15 protein-coding genes are annotated in these 15,378 nt (G+C 41.9%); 10 read left to right on the forward strand and 5 right to left on the reverse strand.

What is annotated here, in order from left to right:
• Nucleotides 1–20 precede the first annotated feature (20 nt).
• Genes H5232_RS00965 through H5232_RS00980 form a run of 4 tightly spaced genes read left to right on the forward strand, consistent with a single transcriptional unit; the run spans nucleotide 21 to nucleotide 3,895 of the window.
• Nucleotides 21–1,490: a HAMP domain-containing sensor histidine kinase gene (locus H5232_RS00965; RefSeq protein ID WP_182830481.1), complete on the forward strand. Its 1,470-nt coding sequence runs from the start codon at nucleotides 21–23 to the stop codon at nucleotides 1,488–1,490.
• Between the two features lies 1 nt (nucleotide 1,491).
• Nucleotides 1,492–2,034: a hypothetical protein gene (locus tag H5232_RS00970; protein ID WP_182830468.1), complete on the forward strand. Its 543-nt coding sequence runs from the start codon at nucleotides 1,492–1,494 to the stop codon at nucleotides 2,032–2,034.
• 2 nt (nucleotides 2,035–2,036) lie between these two features.
• Entirely contained in the window at nucleotides 2,037–3,386 is a 1,350-nt protein-coding gene (locus tag H5232_RS00975; protein ID WP_145235410.1) for a sigma 54-interacting transcriptional regulator, read from the forward strand.
• A gap of 8 nt (nucleotides 3,387–3,394) precedes the next feature.
• The gene (locus tag H5232_RS00980; RefSeq protein ID WP_182739824.1) at nucleotides 3,395–3,895 is read left to right on the forward strand and encodes a DUF1543 domain-containing protein; all 501 of its coding nucleotides are present in this window, start codon (nucleotides 3,395–3,397) and stop codon (nucleotides 3,893–3,895) included.
• A gap of 28 nt (nucleotides 3,896–3,923) precedes the next feature.
• Here H5232_RS00980 and H5232_RS00985 read toward each other — a convergent pair whose 3' ends face one another.
• The 4 genes from H5232_RS00985 to pdsR form a co-directional block, all read right to left on the reverse strand.
• Entirely contained in the window at nucleotides 3,924–4,157 is a 234-nt protein-coding gene (locus H5232_RS00985) for a hypothetical protein (protein WP_145235415.1), read from the reverse strand.
• Nucleotides 4,158–4,207: 50 nt separating this feature from the next.
• The gene (locus H5232_RS00990; protein WP_179959192.1) at nucleotides 4,208–4,366 is read right to left on the reverse strand and encodes a hypothetical protein; all 159 of its coding nucleotides are present in this window, start codon (nucleotides 4,364–4,366) and stop codon (nucleotides 4,208–4,210) included.
• Nucleotides 4,367–4,468: 102 nt separating this feature from the next.
• Nucleotides 4,469–6,601 (reverse strand): proteobacterial dedicated sortase system histidine kinase, encoded by a 2,133-nt coding sequence (gene pdsS / locus H5232_RS00995; RefSeq protein WP_182717163.1) that lies wholly within the window; start codon nucleotides 6,599–6,601, stop codon nucleotides 4,469–4,471.
• Nucleotides 6,601–7,290 carry a proteobacterial dedicated sortase system response regulator gene (gene pdsR, locus H5232_RS01000; protein WP_145235419.1) on the reverse strand — a complete coding sequence of 230 codons (690 nt, stop codon included), beginning with the start codon at nucleotides 7,288–7,290 and terminating at the stop codon, nucleotides 6,601–6,603. Before pdsR ends, pdsS begins: the two co-directional genes overlap by 1 nt.
• A gap of 224 nt (nucleotides 7,291–7,514) precedes the next feature.
• On the opposite strand from pdsR, the gene pdsO reads away from it, so the two are divergent.
• The 3 genes from pdsO to H5232_RS01015 are packed head-to-tail and all read left to right on the forward strand — an operon-like array spanning nucleotide 7,515 to nucleotide 10,906.
• On the forward strand, nucleotides 7,515–8,252 hold the full coding sequence (pdsO, locus tag H5232_RS01005) for a sortase-associated OmpA-like protein PdsO (protein ID WP_182762064.1): 738 nt from the start codon (nucleotides 7,515–7,517) through the stop codon (nucleotides 8,250–8,252).
• A 39-nt stretch (nucleotides 8,253–8,291) separates the two neighbouring features.
• Nucleotides 8,292–10,313 carry a marine proteobacterial sortase target protein gene (locus tag H5232_RS01010; RefSeq protein WP_182797585.1) on the forward strand — a complete coding sequence of 674 codons (2,022 nt, stop codon included), beginning with the start codon at nucleotides 8,292–8,294 and terminating at the stop codon, nucleotides 10,311–10,313.
• On the forward strand, nucleotides 10,310–10,906 hold the full coding sequence (locus H5232_RS01015) for a class GN sortase (RefSeq protein ID WP_145235426.1): 597 nt from the start codon (nucleotides 10,310–10,312) through the stop codon (nucleotides 10,904–10,906). Before H5232_RS01010 ends, H5232_RS01015 begins: the two co-directional genes overlap by 4 nt.
• Here the strand turns inward: H5232_RS01015 and H5232_RS01020 are convergent.
• Nucleotides 10,798–11,760 (reverse strand): DMT family transporter, encoded by a 963-nt coding sequence (locus tag H5232_RS01020; protein WP_145235428.1) that lies wholly within the window; start codon nucleotides 11,758–11,760, stop codon nucleotides 10,798–10,800. The two genes, H5232_RS01015 and H5232_RS01020, sit on opposite strands and share 109 nt — an antisense overlap.
• A 129-nt stretch (nucleotides 11,761–11,889) precedes the next feature.
• Between H5232_RS01020 and proB the strand changes: the two genes are divergently transcribed.
• From proB to gltX, 3 genes are all read left to right on the forward strand, one after another.
• A complete protein-coding gene (gene proB / locus H5232_RS01025; RefSeq protein WP_145235430.1) occupies nucleotides 11,890–12,993 on the forward strand; it encodes a glutamate 5-kinase in 1,104 nt (367 codons plus the stop codon).
• A gap of 260 nt (nucleotides 12,994–13,253) precedes the next feature.
• A complete protein-coding gene (locus tag H5232_RS01030) occupies nucleotides 13,254–13,613 on the forward strand; it encodes a glutathione S-transferase N-terminal domain-containing protein (RefSeq protein WP_182762069.1) in 360 nt (119 codons plus the stop codon).
• 75 nt (nucleotides 13,614–13,688) lie between these two features.
• Nucleotides 13,689–15,173 (forward strand): glutamate--tRNA ligase, encoded by a 1,485-nt coding sequence (gene gltX, locus H5232_RS01035; RefSeq protein WP_182717159.1) that lies wholly within the window; start codon nucleotides 13,689–13,691, stop codon nucleotides 15,171–15,173.
• Nucleotides 15,174–15,378 lie beyond the last annotated feature (205 nt).

Below are 15,378 nucleotides of genomic sequence, written 5' to 3' on the forward strand. Positions count from 1 at the left end.
ATTTAACTAAAGGAGTAGCGATAATGGCCTCATTCGCTAAAAAGTACAGTGCATTACTTAGTTGGCGACCCAATTTAATAGGCCAGTTTTTGTTTAGTACTTTGTTATCGCTGCTGCCATTATCACTGGTAGTGATTGTATTTTTAAATGCGCTGAATAAACAGCTAGCAGTAACTCAACAAATCGTCAGTGAAAATTATCAAATTACCAAGTCATTTAATAATCTTAAGCAAGACCTCAATAGCTTAGAGCGTGCAACGCGACAAAACTGGGTGCTGAAAAGCGAATCACTCGATGAATTGATTGTTGATAAGTGGCAATCATCACTACAAAGCATTGATGAACTAACTTTTATAAGTTCTACGGGGGAGTATATTAAGCAATGGCAGCAACTCGCACAGGTATTGCAATTAGCGCATACTCAACTCGTTACTGAAGGACAACAAGATGCGCAATTGTTTATTCCTGTGAGTGAATTTATTGCGCGTCAAACGGTGTGGCTAAGAGATCAAAATGAGCTGCAAATAACTAAAAATCAGCAACAGTTAAAAGCTTTGCAAAGCTCATTTATCAATTGGTTAATAGCACTTATCCCATTAACTTTACTAGTAGGTGGTGGTTTTTTATGGCGTATAAGTGGTCGCTTAAAAGGATTAACGTCGGTTATTGATAAGCTTGGGCAAGGTCATTGGCAACAAAAAATAGCTGTACAAGGCTCTGCTGAGTTGGTTGAACTAGGAAATAAATTACAATGGGTGCAAGAGCAGTTGCATCAATTAGAGCAACAAAAAGATACTTTTTTACGCCATGTTACCCATGAATTGAAAACTCCATTAGCGTCAATGGTTGAGGGCACTGACTTACTTGCCGATGAAATCGTTGGGCCAATTAACAAAGAGCAGCAAGCGGTGTTGGCGTTAATTACTCAGAGCATGGTGCGTTTGCGCGCTATGATCGATAGTTTACTTAGTTACAATGCGATTCGCAGCAGCAAAGAAGACTTAAGTGAGCTGGAATTCTCGCAATTAATAACCAAGATAAACAGCCATTTTGAACATCGTTTAGTGGCGCGTAAGCAAAGCTTATGTTGGCATTGTGAGTTACCCGAGCAACCACTGGAAATTGCTGCAGAGCTTGTTGAAATGATCTTAATTCAGTTGATCTCTAATGGCTTAAAGTTTTCACCAGCAGGACAGGCGGTCAATATTGCTCTGTCATTAGCTGGTCGTACTTTGACTATGAGTGTGAGCGATCAAGGCACCGGTATTAAAGAGCAAGAGAAATCACATATATTCAGTGCCTTTTATCAAGGTAAGAATGCTAAAGATGTAACCGCTCAAGGTAGTGGCTTAGGGCTTACCATTGTAAAAGAGTCTGTTGAGCAATTGATGGGTACTTTACACGTTGAGCATAATGAACCACAAGGCTGTCGTTTTATAATTCAAATCCCAATCATCCCTCCAACCAATAAAAACCAAGGAGTTAATTAGCATGGGCGTGCGTTTAAATGCCATTTTAGTGGTTTGCATTACAACCTTAGGGCTCGCAGGGTGTGAGTTAACTGAGCAGCCAGTAAATAAAAGCAACCCTGAAGCTGAACAACCGGGTAAGGTGACTACACCACAAGGGGATAGTTTACCGAATCCGAAACCTAGGCCGAAAACCGATCCTATGTATGCACCTGCCGAAACGGTTATTGGTTGGCATGCAAAGTCGTGCGGTGGTTTTCAAGTGGCAGCGAGTAAAACGGTTTATATTGGTGCTAAAGAGCTTCAGAATTATTTTGATTTTAGTTGTAAAAATAATGTATTAGCACCGGAAAAAGTATTAACGCAGCTGCTAAAACTGGATCAAGCTTATTATTGGCCAGATGATATAAAACAGTATTTATGGCTGCAAAAACAACAAATAAAACAGCAGATCAACGCTAAAGAACAGCAGCAAGCGCTGAATAATAAAATGCAAGAAACCCTGTCATCACTGGCAGCCATCGAGCAGCAACTATTACTACGCGAAGAAACTAAGGAGCAGTAATTATGTCAACAGAGCAAAACCAAGGCGCGCGAATTTTACTGGTCGATGATGATGCAAGTTTATTAAAACTATTGGCTATTCGCATAGAATCTAAAGGCTATCAAGTGACTACCTGCGAAAGCGGTATCGCTGCGCTACAGTTATTAAAAAATAATGTGTTTGATGCTGTGGTTACAGACTTACGCATGGATGAAATGGATGGTATGGCATTACACCGTCAGTTACAAAATCGCTACCCAGCGCTGCCAGTGTTGATGATGACAGCTCATGGGTCTATTCCTGATGCTGTTGAAGCGACGAAGCAAGGTATTTTTGCCTTTATTACTAAACCGGTAGATAAAGATGAGTTATTTGATAGTTTAGCAAAAGCGATTGAAATTCATGGTCTCAGTGCCGATGAAAGTGCATCAAACAGCAATATCGTGACCCGCAGTGGTGCTATGCTGCATTTACTTGAGCAAGTTAAATTACTAGGTCCGACTCAGGTCAATGTGCTGATCTCGGGGGCCAGTGGTACAGGTAAAGAGTTACTAGCTAATGCTATTCATCAACATAGCCATGTTAGTGAAGGTCCGTTTGTCGCAATAAACTGTGGTGCGGTACCGGGTGAATTACTCGAATCAGAACTATTCGGTCACAAAAAAGGGGCTTTTACGGGCGCGATTAAAGACCACCAAGGGTTATTTCAGCAAGCGCAAGGCGGTACTTTATTTTTAGATGAAATCGGAGATATGCCACTTAATTTACAAGTTAAGTTACTGCGCGTATTACAAGAAAAAACTATTCGCCCTGTGGGCTTTGAAGAAGAAATTCCAATTGATGTGCGGATTGTATCAGCAACTCATAAAAACTTGCCTGATGCGATTGCTAATCAGCAATTTCGCGAAGATTTATACTATCGCTTAAATGTTGTGAATCTTAAATTGCCACCACTGTGTGAGCGCAGAGAAGACGTTAGTTTATTAGCGCAGTATTTTAGCGCTACCATTGCTAAACGTATGGATCAAAAAGAAAAGCGTTTCGCCAATGATGCAATGCATGCATTAGTACGTCACGATTGGCCGGGTAATATTCGCCAGTTACAAAATGTAGTAGAGCAGGTTGTCGCACTTACCCCAGGTGAAGTAATATCAGCACAGCTGGTTGAAAGTGCGCTTAATAGTAATACCAACAATGTTGAGCCGCTTTCACTTAACGATGCTAAAAAAGAATTTGAGCGTGATTATGTGATTAATGCTTTAAAGATGGCTGGCGGTAACGTGGCTGAAGGGGCAAAACTAGCTAAGCGAAATCGCTCAGATTTTTATAAATTGATTAAAAAACACAACATTGACGTTGATACTATTTGTTAGGAGAGAAAATGCAGTTATTTATGGTGTATTTAGGTGGGCGTATTCAGGGCTGCCATATTGAAATGCATGATGTTCGTTTTGTTGTTGGGGAATCGATAGAACAAACTTACTCAAAATTAAAAGCGCAGTGGGTCGGTGATAAAAGTAGCGTGCACATGGACAGCTATATGGCGGTAAATCACATTGATGGCTTTGCAGTAACCGTGGTTGATGAACCCTTGGCCCAATCGCAGCAGTTATACTTTGTAAATTTAGGAGCGTATCGTGCTGATAGGTTAGCTGAGCAGCATGACTTTGCGTTATATGTAGCTAGTAGTAGCGACGAAGCTAAACAAAGAGCAAAAGAGGATTTACTAGCAGGTTTAAGTCATATTCATAAAGATGACTTACATGATGTAGATGATTGCTTTGCAATTGACTTGCTCGACAGTCAATTACATATCAAGCTAACCCCGAGCGAGCAATCTCAAGCGATTAAGCCCGATTGGTTTGGTTACCATATATTATAAATAATCAAGAGAGTGTGTGGTACAAGCGTTAGCCGTTATCACTTTGTTCTGCACGCTCTTTGTCTTCACTGTTACTGGCAATTTTAAAAGCGATAATCACTAAGCCAAACATAGCAAAAGGTAACGCAGCAAGCATATACTCGGTAACATTGCTATCTTGGAAGCTGGCTTGTAGTAAAAAATGCCCAGCAATACACAGTAAAATAACAATCAGTAAGATCGGTAATAAAATAAGTTCTTTTTTAGCAGAATGAGTTTTCATTATTAGGCAGTACTTTTACAAGGTGCGCCATTGTAATGAGCAAACCACTTTTAGGTCAAACAACTAGGCTGATAAATTACTTTTGATTGCGTTATGTCATGTTTTTCAGTATCAGAGTTAGGTTCGCTACTGTTTAACTCATCACTATCTTCATAGCTGTATAAATCAAAAATAAAATCAATTTCTTCACGTTTCAGTATCGCTTGCATATTGCCTCCTATCTTATCAACTTAGTTAAGTAGTAAGCATATGTCTGCGCGACTGAATTGTAAGTGAACATTAACCGTACAAAATGTGTATAAATGTAATCCTTAATTATTATTAATAGGCAGTCGAACGGTAAAAGTCACACCATCAGCTTGTTGATTATTAGCCGCGCTAACTGTGCCTTTATGGTATTCACACACTAAACGTACTATATAAAGCCCTAAACCCAAGTGTGGTTGCTGCTGCAGTTGTTGACTACGTACCGACACCATTGAATCAAAAATATGCTCTGTTAATCCCTCGGGTAAAAGTGGACCTAGATTACTGACACATAACAGGGCTTCATTATCATGTTGATCAAGGCTGACACTTATAGCGCTATCTTCAACACTAAACTCTAAGGCATTATTGATTAGTTTATCTAGCAACTGAGCAATAAACTCAGGCGCGCCGTTAAGTAGTAATGGTTGCGGACAAATATTCAGGCTAAATTGCTGCTGTGCATAGGTTAGCTGGTAGCCTTGCATACAACCATTGATCACATTTCGCAAATCAAACGGTTCAGCTTCAGCGCTTTGAATACTTTGCTCAAGGCGAGTTGCTTCGCTCATGGTGGTGATTATTTTACCTAAACGCTCGACTCCTTCACTGGCACGATCAAGGTATTTTTGGCTCAGCTCACTTTGTGGCTGCATTTGTAAGTTTTCAAGGGAACTACGTACGACCGCAACGGGTGTTCTGAGTTCGTGAGATAATCGCGACGACATGGTTTCTAAATAGTTAGTGTAACCACCTAAGCGACTTACAATATTTGCAAAACTGCGAGATAAATCGCCAATTTCATCGTTTGAATCGCTGTAATTAATAGTGCCAGTTACTCGCCCTTGAGCATCAATGGCTTGCTCTGCGGTATCTCTTAAGCGACGAATACGACTGGAGATCCTTGATGCAAAAAAGAATAACGTTACTGTGCCTATTAGCATCACTGCTAAAATCACATTAAATAGTTTCTCTAACGATTTGTTGCGTAATGTGCGAACACCATTGGTAGTCTCTTCGGCCACTACAGCACCAATGACCTTATCTTGGATCCAAATAGGATATGCGGCTGATAAAATAACCGCTTTGTTATCTGGAGTGAGTCGCCAAGACGATGCTGGTGTGCCACTGAGTGCTTTACCTATATGTGTGCCTTGCATCGCTGCGACATCGTGCAAGGTATCTAAAAATTCATTTTCAGGGCGGGTAAGTACTTTATAGTAAAGTGGATGTAAGTAGTTTTTCTCAAATCGTTGCCACCAGGTTTTTGCTGGCTGGTCATTAAGTCCATCAGCCCAAACGCCGTCGGCATGATGAATTGATCCCGACTGCGCTAACACGCGGTGATGATTATCAACCACCCAAATTCGGCTGCCGCTGTGACCCATACCTTTTAATATACGATTTATTTCAGGGGAGGGCACCAGCACTGAGCCAATATCATTGGGGTTTTGTAAGTTTGAAGTCGACATAGTCTGTGGCTCAGGCTTGCCTTGATCCCAATCTTCAATTGCAAAGCCGAGCTTATTGCCAAGCATCGTTAGCGGAAACCGCAACTCTATGTTATAGCCAGTCTCTGTACTGACAAAATAGCCTTGAATTTTTGTTATTGGGGTTTTGCTTTGTGCGTCAAATGCGTTGATCCAGCCATCTTGGCGAGCGGCAACAATATAGTGCTTAAATTCTCCTTGTGGGGTTTTTAACATGATCTGTAAGTGATCATTACGGGTTAAACTTAGGGTGTTTTTAGCGCGATAAACCACCGAGTCATCGGTAACTTTAAATACTGCATATAAAAAGTTTTCATATTTACCAACCATATGCTCAAACGATAAGTCCTCAAGCTGATGGTCTGGTTTATTAGTTTGTAAATAGCGCTCGTCGTAATGCCAAAAAAGACTTTGATAAGGCTGCCAGTCCGACAGTTTGCCATCAAGTTGAATGGGGTTACTAAGGTTATAGGCGTAGAGATCACGGCCTTTTATAACCTGATCTAAAAAATTGGTTTGCGAGTCAAATAATGCTGGGCGCTCATGCAGGGCCGTGGCGAGTGCTCGGGTAGTGCCGACTAAGGTTTTTTCTTGACCTTGGCGCAGAAATTTTTCCATTTCCCACACGTATTCATAGCCAAGCCAAGGCAGTAAAAATAAAAAACACGACAGCAATATAAATTTACTGCGCAAACCAAAGCGCAGCATTACACTTGCTCCCAGCGATAACCCATACCGTACACGGTATCTATACAATCAAAGTCAGTATCTAAAGCGATAAATTTTTTGCGAATACGTTTAACATGAGAAGTGATAGTGCTGTCATCAACGTAAATCTTTGCATCACTCATTAGTTCGTTACGGCTTTTTACATGCCCAGGGCGCTGTGCCAGTGAATGCAGCATCCAAAATTCAGTTACGGTTAAATCGACTATTTGCTGCTGCCAAAATACTTGCATGCGTTTAGTATCAAGCGTGAGCGGGCCGCGATTGAGTAAAGCATTTTGATCAGCGGGTTGCTCGAGTGCTTCCATACGTCGAAACAGTGCACCAATACGAGCCGCCAAATGCGCCATGCTGATATCTTTAGTGAGATAGTCATCAGCGCCCATGCGTAGGCCACACACTGTATCTATTTCGCTGTCGCGGGCGGTTAAAAAAATAATCGGCAAGGTTTTAGAAAGCGAACGCAGAGTTTGGCATAGTAAGAAACCGCCATCAATTTCATGACCTAAACCAATATCGACAATCGCTAAGTCTGGTAGTGCGTCATTAAAAGCATGCTCTGCACTTTGACGGTTGCTATAGCCGCTGACCAGATAACCCTGCGCGCTGAGCATTTCCATGTAATTTTCGCGGATCGCGGGTTCGTCTTCAATAATTGCAATCTTCTTCATTTACAGCACCTTCTTATATTCTAGTTGCACTATACCTAATTTTTTTGCTTTCGCACTGGCGAAAAAGCAATTGCCTTTTTTTTGCCACAATTGCTCAGCAGTTTGCCTTTTTTGCTCCCCTTTGTTGCCACTTGAGCTTGCTTTAATGGCGTTATACCAAATCGGGCAGCTACCAACCCATGAGTTGCCAACTATTAAGTAATTAAGCAAAAAAGGATTACACCATGAAAAAAATGATTATCGCTTGCACTGTCGCTACTATTTTTGCAGCACCTAACTTAGCCCACGCTGACACAGTTGCAGTTAAAGCAAAAGAAACTCATAAAGAAACGGTGATAGGTTTAAGTACGGGGGCAATTGTTGGCGGTATTGTTGGCGGCCCAATTGGTGCCTTTGTTGGTGCATTTGCCGGAGGCTTGATTGGCGAGCAAGAAGTGGCAGAAGATAAAATTGCCGAGCAACAACGAGCTTTAGTTGTGCTGCAAGATAAAACCGATGATTACCAGCATGTACTTGCTCAAAATGCGCAAATGAGTGAGCAGCTCGATAAGCTTGAGAGTAATAACGAACGCCTTGCATTAGCCAAAATGCACAACCTAATGGCAATGACCATTCAATTTAAAACCGGTTCAAGTGAGATTGCCCCGCACTTTGCCAGCCAACTTGATCAACTAGTGAATTTACTACAAAGCCAGCCAGACTTGCAGCTGGATTTAAATGGCTTTGCCGATCAACGTGGTGATGAGCTCGCTAACTTAGCGCTTTCAAAACAGCGAGTCGCAAATGTACAAAGCTACTTAATAAAGCAAGGTATTAGCCATACCCGCTTAACGACTACCGCATTTGGTGAGCAACAAACTGTGGCAGATAGCGATAATTATGAAGAAAACATGTTTGACCGCCGTGTAACGTTAACAACTCGTCCAAGCACGCAGCCGTATAACCAAACCGCGAGTAACTAATCGCCATTTTGCCAAGTAGCCGCCAAGGGAGTGATTTTTATGTTGAGTAAACCAAGCAAAGTGCTGACCCGTAGCCATTTATGGTTACGGGGAAGCCTTTTTACCTTCATCGCGTTTGTTAGCTGTGCGAGTAACGCCAGCACATCGCCAGAACTAACTATGTTCGACAGCAATGGTGCAAAGGCAGCGCCTGGCGTAATCTTAAAAAGTGATGCCACCATGACAGTCACCGGATTGATAAACCATGTCGTGGTAACTCAACATTATCGCAATGAAAACCCGTTTGCTGTTAATGCACGCTATGTCTTTCCGCTGCCCGATGAAAGTGCGGTTCATGCCATGACTATGCACATTGGTGAGCGAGTGATCAAAGGTGAAATTGATAAAAAAGCACAAGCCGAGCTGCGTTTTCAACAGGCGCAACAAGCGGGTAAACAAGCCGCTTTAGTGCGCCAGCAGCGTGCAAACATGTTTGTCACTAATGTGGCAAACATCGGCCCCGGCGAAGAAGTACAAATAGAGCTGCAATATCAAGAAGTGATTGATTATCGCAGTGGTACATTTGCACTACGATTTCCAACCACGATAACGCCGCGTTACCATCCGATTAATGGGGTATTAAATGAAACAGCAGAGGATATGATTGACTCGCAGAGTAATGAGTTATCATCAGCGAGTATTGCTGCCACGGGGTGGATAGCACCGATTTACATGGCCACTAAAAATGCAGGCGCGGTTCAAGGCGAGTTTAAGCTAACGGTTAATATTGATGTTGGCCTAGAGCTGGTGGATATTCAGTCTAAATATCATCGTATTAATACCGAAAATCTGGCATTTGGTCAGTATCAAGTTACTTTAAATGAACAACGTGCCGTGAATCGTGATTTTTTACTGGAGTTTAAACCGCTGCAAAAAGAGCAAGCGCAAGCCGCATTTTTTACTGAGCAGCTCAGTAATGGTGAGCGTTATGGATTATTAATGTTGCTGCCGCCGGATGATCATTTTACGCAGACTCAGCGTCTAGCAAGAGAAATGATTTTTGTAGTCGACACTTCCGGCTCTATGCACGGACAGTCAATGGAGCAAGCCAAAAGTGCACTTCATTATGCGTTATCGTTACTTGATAGTAACGACAGCTTTAATATTGTCGGCTTTGACGATCAAATTATGCCTATGAGCGATAAACCTGTGCCGGCTAATGATTTTAATTTACGCCGTGCTGAGCGCTTTGTATATAATTTACAAGCTGATGGCGGCACTGATATTAAAGGGGCATTAGATGGTGTACTAGATGCTCGTGAGCATCTAGGGTATGTGCGTCAAGTGGTATTTTTAACCGATGGCAGTGTCAGTAATGAAGATGCATTGTTTAAACATATTAGTGCGCAACTAGGTGATAGTCGTTTGTTTACGATTGGTATCGGTAGTGCGCCTAATAGTTACTTTATGCGTCGAGCTGCAGATGTTGGGCGCGGAACGTTTACTTATATTGGCAGCAGTAGTGACGTGCAACCAAAAATGCAGCAACTATTTGATAAGTTAGCTCATCCTGCAATTACTCAACTTGCGCTTAGCAGTGATTTGGCAAATCAAGCTCTTGAATATTGGCCATCGCCGTTACCCGACCTGTATTTTTCAGAGCCGGTGATGGTTGCTATAAAGCTTGATAATAATGCCGGCGTTACTTTAGCGGGGCAAACGGCGCAAGGACCGTTGTCGATAAAGTTAAATACACAACAAGGGCGACCGGCTCATGGAATTGCAAGGTTGTGGGCACGGCAAAAAATTAAATCATTATTACTTTATAACGAGCAAGAGCAGGTTAAAGCACAGGTTGAGAGTCTAGCGCTTGAACATCAATTACTTAGTCCGTTTACCGCCTTTGTAGCGATTGAACAGACACCATCGAGCACTGTTGCTGAGCAGAATGTGCAAGTGGTTAATCAACGACCTCAGGGTCTAGCAATGAGTTTGCCACAAACTGATGGGCAAAGCAGACTACATATTTTACTCGGTTGCATGCTGTTGGCTGGATTTGCAGTGTTGAGACTGAAAAAATGAAAGCAGTGATTGGCGCTATATTGTTGATTGTTGGCTTGGCGTTGCTTGGTCATGGTAGTTATATGCAAGCTAAAGCGTGGCTGGCACAACACCTTATAGAGCAGGCTTGGCAAGTGGCACTGACAACGCCAGAGCAACAAGTTAAACCCTGGTTCTATGCTGATAGTTATGTAACTGCACAACTGAATTGGCCAAGCCAAAAGCAAACCTTAACAATATTAGCAGGAGCCAGTGGCCGTAACTTAGCGTTTGCTCCGAGTCACTTTTTAGCTAGTGCAGAGCTAGGCTCTGAGCAAGCAGGCGTGTTAATTGCTGGACATAATGACACTCACTTTGCTTTCTTACAAAAAGTGAATGTGGGTGAGCAATTTAGCTTACAAACGCAAAATGGCCAAATTGATCGCTATCGAGTGCGTGGGATTGCGGTTATTCATCAGTCCCAGTACGATTTTTTAGCGCATAAAGGCTTGTATTTATTAACCTGTTATCCGTTTGACTCTTTAGCCTCCGGGACTGAATTACGATTATTAGTCTCTGCCGATAAATTGCCATCACCTGCATCGGTGTTATCTATGTCTACTACCAATTCTTGATGACGCTGACTTATCATTACACCTACAAATACCACGCCAATGCTGAGCCATTGGCTAAGAGAAAGCACTTCTCCCAAGATAATTGCTGATAATATTAGGGTGAAAATCGGTATTAAATTTGAATAGGCTGCGGCAGTGAGCACCGATACCTTACTAATTGCGTAATTATACAAACCATAGCCGCCTAAGGTGACGCAAGAACCTAAATATAAAATACTTAATAATGCGCCAAGGTCATGTTGATTTTCACTGGGTAAATCAATAAACAGTAGAAATGGCGCAAAGAACAGACTACCGCTAAAACCTTGCAGTGCAATTAAGGTTAATGGTGAGTAGCGAGCAACTAAATGTTTAACTGAAATAGTATAAAATGCAGCGCAGACCATTGCCATTAACTCCAAAAAGTTACCCAGCAATGGATTGGGAGCCTGTTCTGAGCTTGGCGACATTAAAGTTAATAAGATACTGCCGCCAATACAAAAAGTGAAACCAATCACAATGGCCTTACTAATATACTCTTTGAGCATAAAAAACGCTAAAAGTGCTACGATAATCGGTAAGCACGATACAATAACCCCCGCTTGAGAAGCTGAAGTATATTCCATCGCATGGCCTTCAAATAAAAAATACAAACAGGGCTCAGCCAGCGACATCCCCACCAGATATTTCCAGTCACCTTGATGATATTTAAAGCGAATAACGTAACGCCATAAGCACAATGCCATGACTAAGGTGGTTAACATGCGTAAAAAAATCACCAGTGCAGGGTCATAAATGGCGATCGCGTATTTCAGCGCGATAAAAGAACTACCCCATAAAAAGGTGGCGATTATTAAACATAAACTGGCTGGCATGAAGGTCGCTTTAAAGTGAATTAAAACACGATCCTAGCACGTCAGCACCGTGATTGAATATTTTTAACTTGTTCAAAAATCGATAACTGGTATAAATAAATCCTTCAATATTTTTGTGTAGTAAAAAGCATGCAAAGGGCACAGGTAATAGTGGTTAAGCTGGGAACGAGTGTACTCACTGGTGGAACCGATAAACTCGACAAAGCACACATGGTTGAATTAGTTCGCCAATGTTGTGAATTAAAAAAGCAAGGTCATCAAGTTGTGCTGGTATCAAGTGGCGCGGTGGCTGCTGGCCGAGAGCAACTATTAAAACCCTGCGGTCGTTCTTTGATTGATAAACAGATGCTTGCCGCGATTGGTCAAGGTCAGCTTATCCACATTTGGCAAAGCTTATTTGCTTTATATGGCGTGAATGTAGGGCAAATGCTACTGACTCGCGCTGACGTTGATGACCGAGAACGCTACCTCAATGCCCGCGATACTTTAACTGCATTATTAAGTTATGACGTGGTGCCAATCATTAATGAAAATGATGCGGTCGCAACTGCTGAAATTAAAGTCGGTGATAACGACAACCTCTCAGCACTGGTCGCTATATTAGCTAATGCCGACAAATTATTATTACTAACCGACCAAGAAGGTTTATTTACCAGTGATCCACGTACTGATGTTAATGCGCAATTAATTGACGAAGTGGCACATATTGATGATGAGTTACGCCAGCTTGCTGGTGGCAGTGGAACTAGTCTAGGCACGGGTGGTATGGCAACGAAATTGCAAGCCGCTGATATCGCTCGTCGAGCCGGGGTGGAAGTGATTATAGCCAAAGGTGCTGGTAAAAATGTGATCCTTAATTGTATGAGCGAACAGTTACCAGGCACACGCTTTGTAAAGCTAACAGCGCCAAGAGATGGCCGTAAAAAATGGCTGTTAGCTGGACCTAAAAGTAGTGGCCAAATAGTGATTGATGATGGCGCAGTAAATGCTTTACAGCAACAAGGCGCTAGTTTATTAGCCAAAGGCGTACGCGGTGTGCGCGGGCAGTTTGAACGTGGCGATTTGATTGATTTAGTCACCAGCGATCAACAATTAGTGGCCCGTGGGTTAGTACGTTTTAGTAAAGCTGAAACCGATACCATTAAAGGTTGTCATTCAAGTGAAATTACAAAGTTGCTAGCTTTTGATTGCGGTAGTGAAGTGATCCATCGAGATGATTTGGTGTTGTTTTAGATTATCAAACTACTACATTGTAAACATTAAAGTCATCCCTTGAGGATATAAATGAATAGTTTAATAATACAGCAAGACTCAAGCTTTTATTCTTTGATGCAGGCCTTTTCACTGCGGTATTGAGTTTTGCTTTATATTTTTAAAATAACGTGGATTGCTTTACCTTTTAGGAGATGGATTCACGTTCTTTGATGCTATTTTAGCTTTATATTCTGTGCTAAAATCTGTGCCCTTAAATTGTTGTAAACAGGGCCCAGTTGATGAAATTAGTTCGTTGGTTATTAGGTAGTTTGATCTTATTTTTTGATTTTGTTTTTACACCACGTAGTAAAAAACGTCCTGCGGGAGAGCAAGCTCAGCTTGATCAACTCACTGCACAATTTAAACTATATCAATTCAAAGCTTGCCCATTCTGCGTAAAAGTGCGCCGTGCAATTAAACGCGAAGGGTTAAAAGTTGAAACGCGCGACGCGAAAAGTAATGAACGGTATCGTCAAGAATTGCTCGAACAAGGCGGAAAAATAAAAGTACCGTGTCTACGTATCGAAAAAGATAACCAAGTCACTTGGTTATATGAATCAAACGATATCATTGCTTACTTAAATAAAGCTGCAGCTTAATATTCATTTTTCAAGCGCATTTGCTGTGTTAGCATTTAGCGCATATTTTATTGCCCATTGAAAGAGAACATAACCATGACAATTCGTACACGTGTTGCGCCGTCACCAACCGGTGACCCGCATCTTGGTACCGCTTATATCGCCTTATTTAATTACTGTTTTGCTAAGCAGCAAGGTGGCGAATTTGTACTTCGTATTGAAGACACAGACCAAGTACGTAGCACTTCAGAATCAGAACAAGCGATTATGGATAGTCTTCGTTGGTTAGGGCTTGAATGGGATCATGGTCCTGATGTCGGTGGTGAGTTTGGTCCTTATCGTCAATCAGAGCGTAGCGATTTATATAAAAAATATGCGCATCAGTTAGTTGATGATGGCAAAGCATTTTATTGTTTTGCAACTAGCGAAGAGCTGGACCAAATGCGTGAAGAGCAAATGGCTGAAGGCCTGCGTCCTAAATACGATGGCCGTGGTTTAAACCTTACGGATGACGAAATTAAAGCCAACTTAGCTGCCGGTAAGCCTTACGTTATACGTATGAATATTCCAAGCGAAGGTACCTTTAAATTTAACGATTACTTACGTGGTGAAATTGAGATCCCGTGGGAAAACGTTGATATGCAAGTGTTACTTAAAGCCGATGGTTTCCCAACTTACTTTTTAGCTAACGTGGTTGATGACCACCATATGGAAATTAGCCATATTTTCCGTGGTGAGGAGTGGATCAACTCTGCGCCTAAGCTGCTAAAATTATATGAAGATTTTGGTTGGCAAGCGCCGGTGCTTGGTCACTTACCACTATTACGTAATCCAGATAAGTCAAAGCTATCTAAGCGTAAAAATCCAACTTCTATTAATTACTATAAAGAAATGGGTTACTTACCTGAAGCGGTACTTAACTACCTTGGACGCATGGGCTGGTCAATGCCGGATGAGCGTGAAAAGTTCACGCTTGCTGAAATGATTGAACATTTTGATATGAAGCGTGTATCACTCGGTGGCCCAGTATTTGACGTTGATAAACTAAGCTGGTTAAACGGCATGTGGATCCGCGAAAACTTCAGCAACGAAGAGCTAATTCAGCGCTTTGTAGATTGGAAGTTTAATGGGGCAATGCTTGCTAAAGTATTACCAGAGGCGAAAGCCCGCATTAATACCCTATCAGATATGGTTGATTTAGCCGGTCATTTTGTCGGTGGCATTCCAACTTACGACCCTGCGTTACTGACCGCTGGTAAAGCCGATGAAGATGTAATTCGCCAAGCTTTACAGTTCTTTATCTGGGAGCTTGAGGGCTTACGAAGCTGGGAAAAATCAGCAATATTTGCTATAGCTAAAGCGGTGTCTACTTTCCATGAGCTGAAGATTAAAGACTTTTTAGAGCCGATATTTGTCGCTATTACTGGCAAAACGTCTTCAACATCAGTACTTGATGCAATGGAAATATTAGGCTCAGATCTATCGCGCGCACGTTTACGTGTAGCACTTGCGCATTTAGGTATCTCTAAAAAGCAAGCGAAGAATATTGAGCGTGCGTATCGCGAGTATCCTGCTGCATAGGTAAAGTAATCTAGCTAAGCTTGATGATCATTAAAAGCCGAACTTTATTAACGTGGAGTTCGGCTTTTTTGTGGAAAAATAATGGAGTATTGCCAACAAGCAAAGCTAGTGTGTGGACGATGAAATTATAACAGTTGGCTGTTCTCACGCAATTTGTTAGCTCAGCAGTGAAAAGTGGGGTATCGGTGGTTTATTTTTTCGAAAA

The sequence above is a fragment of the Pseudoalteromonas sp. SG41-5 genome (genome assembly GCF_014164495.1).
Classification (GTDB): Bacteria; Pseudomonadota; Gammaproteobacteria; order Enterobacterales; family Alteromonadaceae; genus Pseudoalteromonas; species Pseudoalteromonas rhizosphaerae.

Coding starts and splice junctions, on each gene's coding strand:
- H5232_RS00970 (WP_182830468.1), top strand. CDS start 1,492: ATGGGCGTGCGTTTAAATGCCATTTTAGTGGTTTGCATTACAACCTTA.
- H5232_RS00975 (WP_145235410.1), top strand. CDS start 2,037: ATGTCAACAGAGCAAAACCAAGGCGCGCGAATTTTACTGGTCGATGAT.
- H5232_RS00980 (WP_182739824.1), top strand. CDS start 3,395: ATGCAGTTATTTATGGTGTATTTAGGTGGGCGTATTCAGGGCTGCCAT.
- H5232_RS00985 (WP_145235415.1), bottom strand. CDS start 4,157: ATGAAAACTCATTCTGCTAAAAAAGAACTTATTTTATTACCGATCTTA.
- H5232_RS00990 (WP_179959192.1), bottom strand. CDS start 4,366: ATGCAAGCGATACTGAAACGTGAAGAAATTGATTTTATTTTTGATTTA.
- pdsS (WP_182717163.1), bottom strand. CDS start 6,601: ATGCTGCGCTTTGGTTTGCGCAGTAAATTTATATTGCTGTCGTGTTTT.
- pdsR (WP_145235419.1), bottom strand. CDS start 7,290: ATGAAGAAGATTGCAATTATTGAAGACGAACCCGCGATCCGCGAAAAT.
- pdsO (WP_182762064.1), top strand. CDS start 7,515: ATGAAAAAAATGATTATCGCTTGCACTGTCGCTACTATTTTTGCAGCA.
- H5232_RS01010 (WP_182797585.1), top strand. CDS start 8,292: ATGTTGAGTAAACCAAGCAAAGTGCTGACCCGTAGCCATTTATGGTTA.
- H5232_RS01015 (WP_145235426.1), top strand. CDS start 10,310: ATGAAAGCAGTGATTGGCGCTATATTGTTGATTGTTGGCTTGGCGTTG.
- H5232_RS01020 (WP_145235428.1), bottom strand. CDS start 11,760: ATGCCAGCCAGTTTATGTTTAATAATCGCCACCTTTTTATGGGGTAGT.
- proB (WP_145235430.1), top strand. CDS start 11,890: ATGCAAAGGGCACAGGTAATAGTGGTTAAGCTGGGAACGAGTGTACTC.
- H5232_RS01030 (WP_182762069.1), top strand. CDS start 13,254: ATGAAATTAGTTCGTTGGTTATTAGGTAGTTTGATCTTATTTTTTGAT.
- gltX (WP_182717159.1), top strand. CDS start 13,689: ATGACAATTCGTACACGTGTTGCGCCGTCACCAACCGGTGACCCGCAT.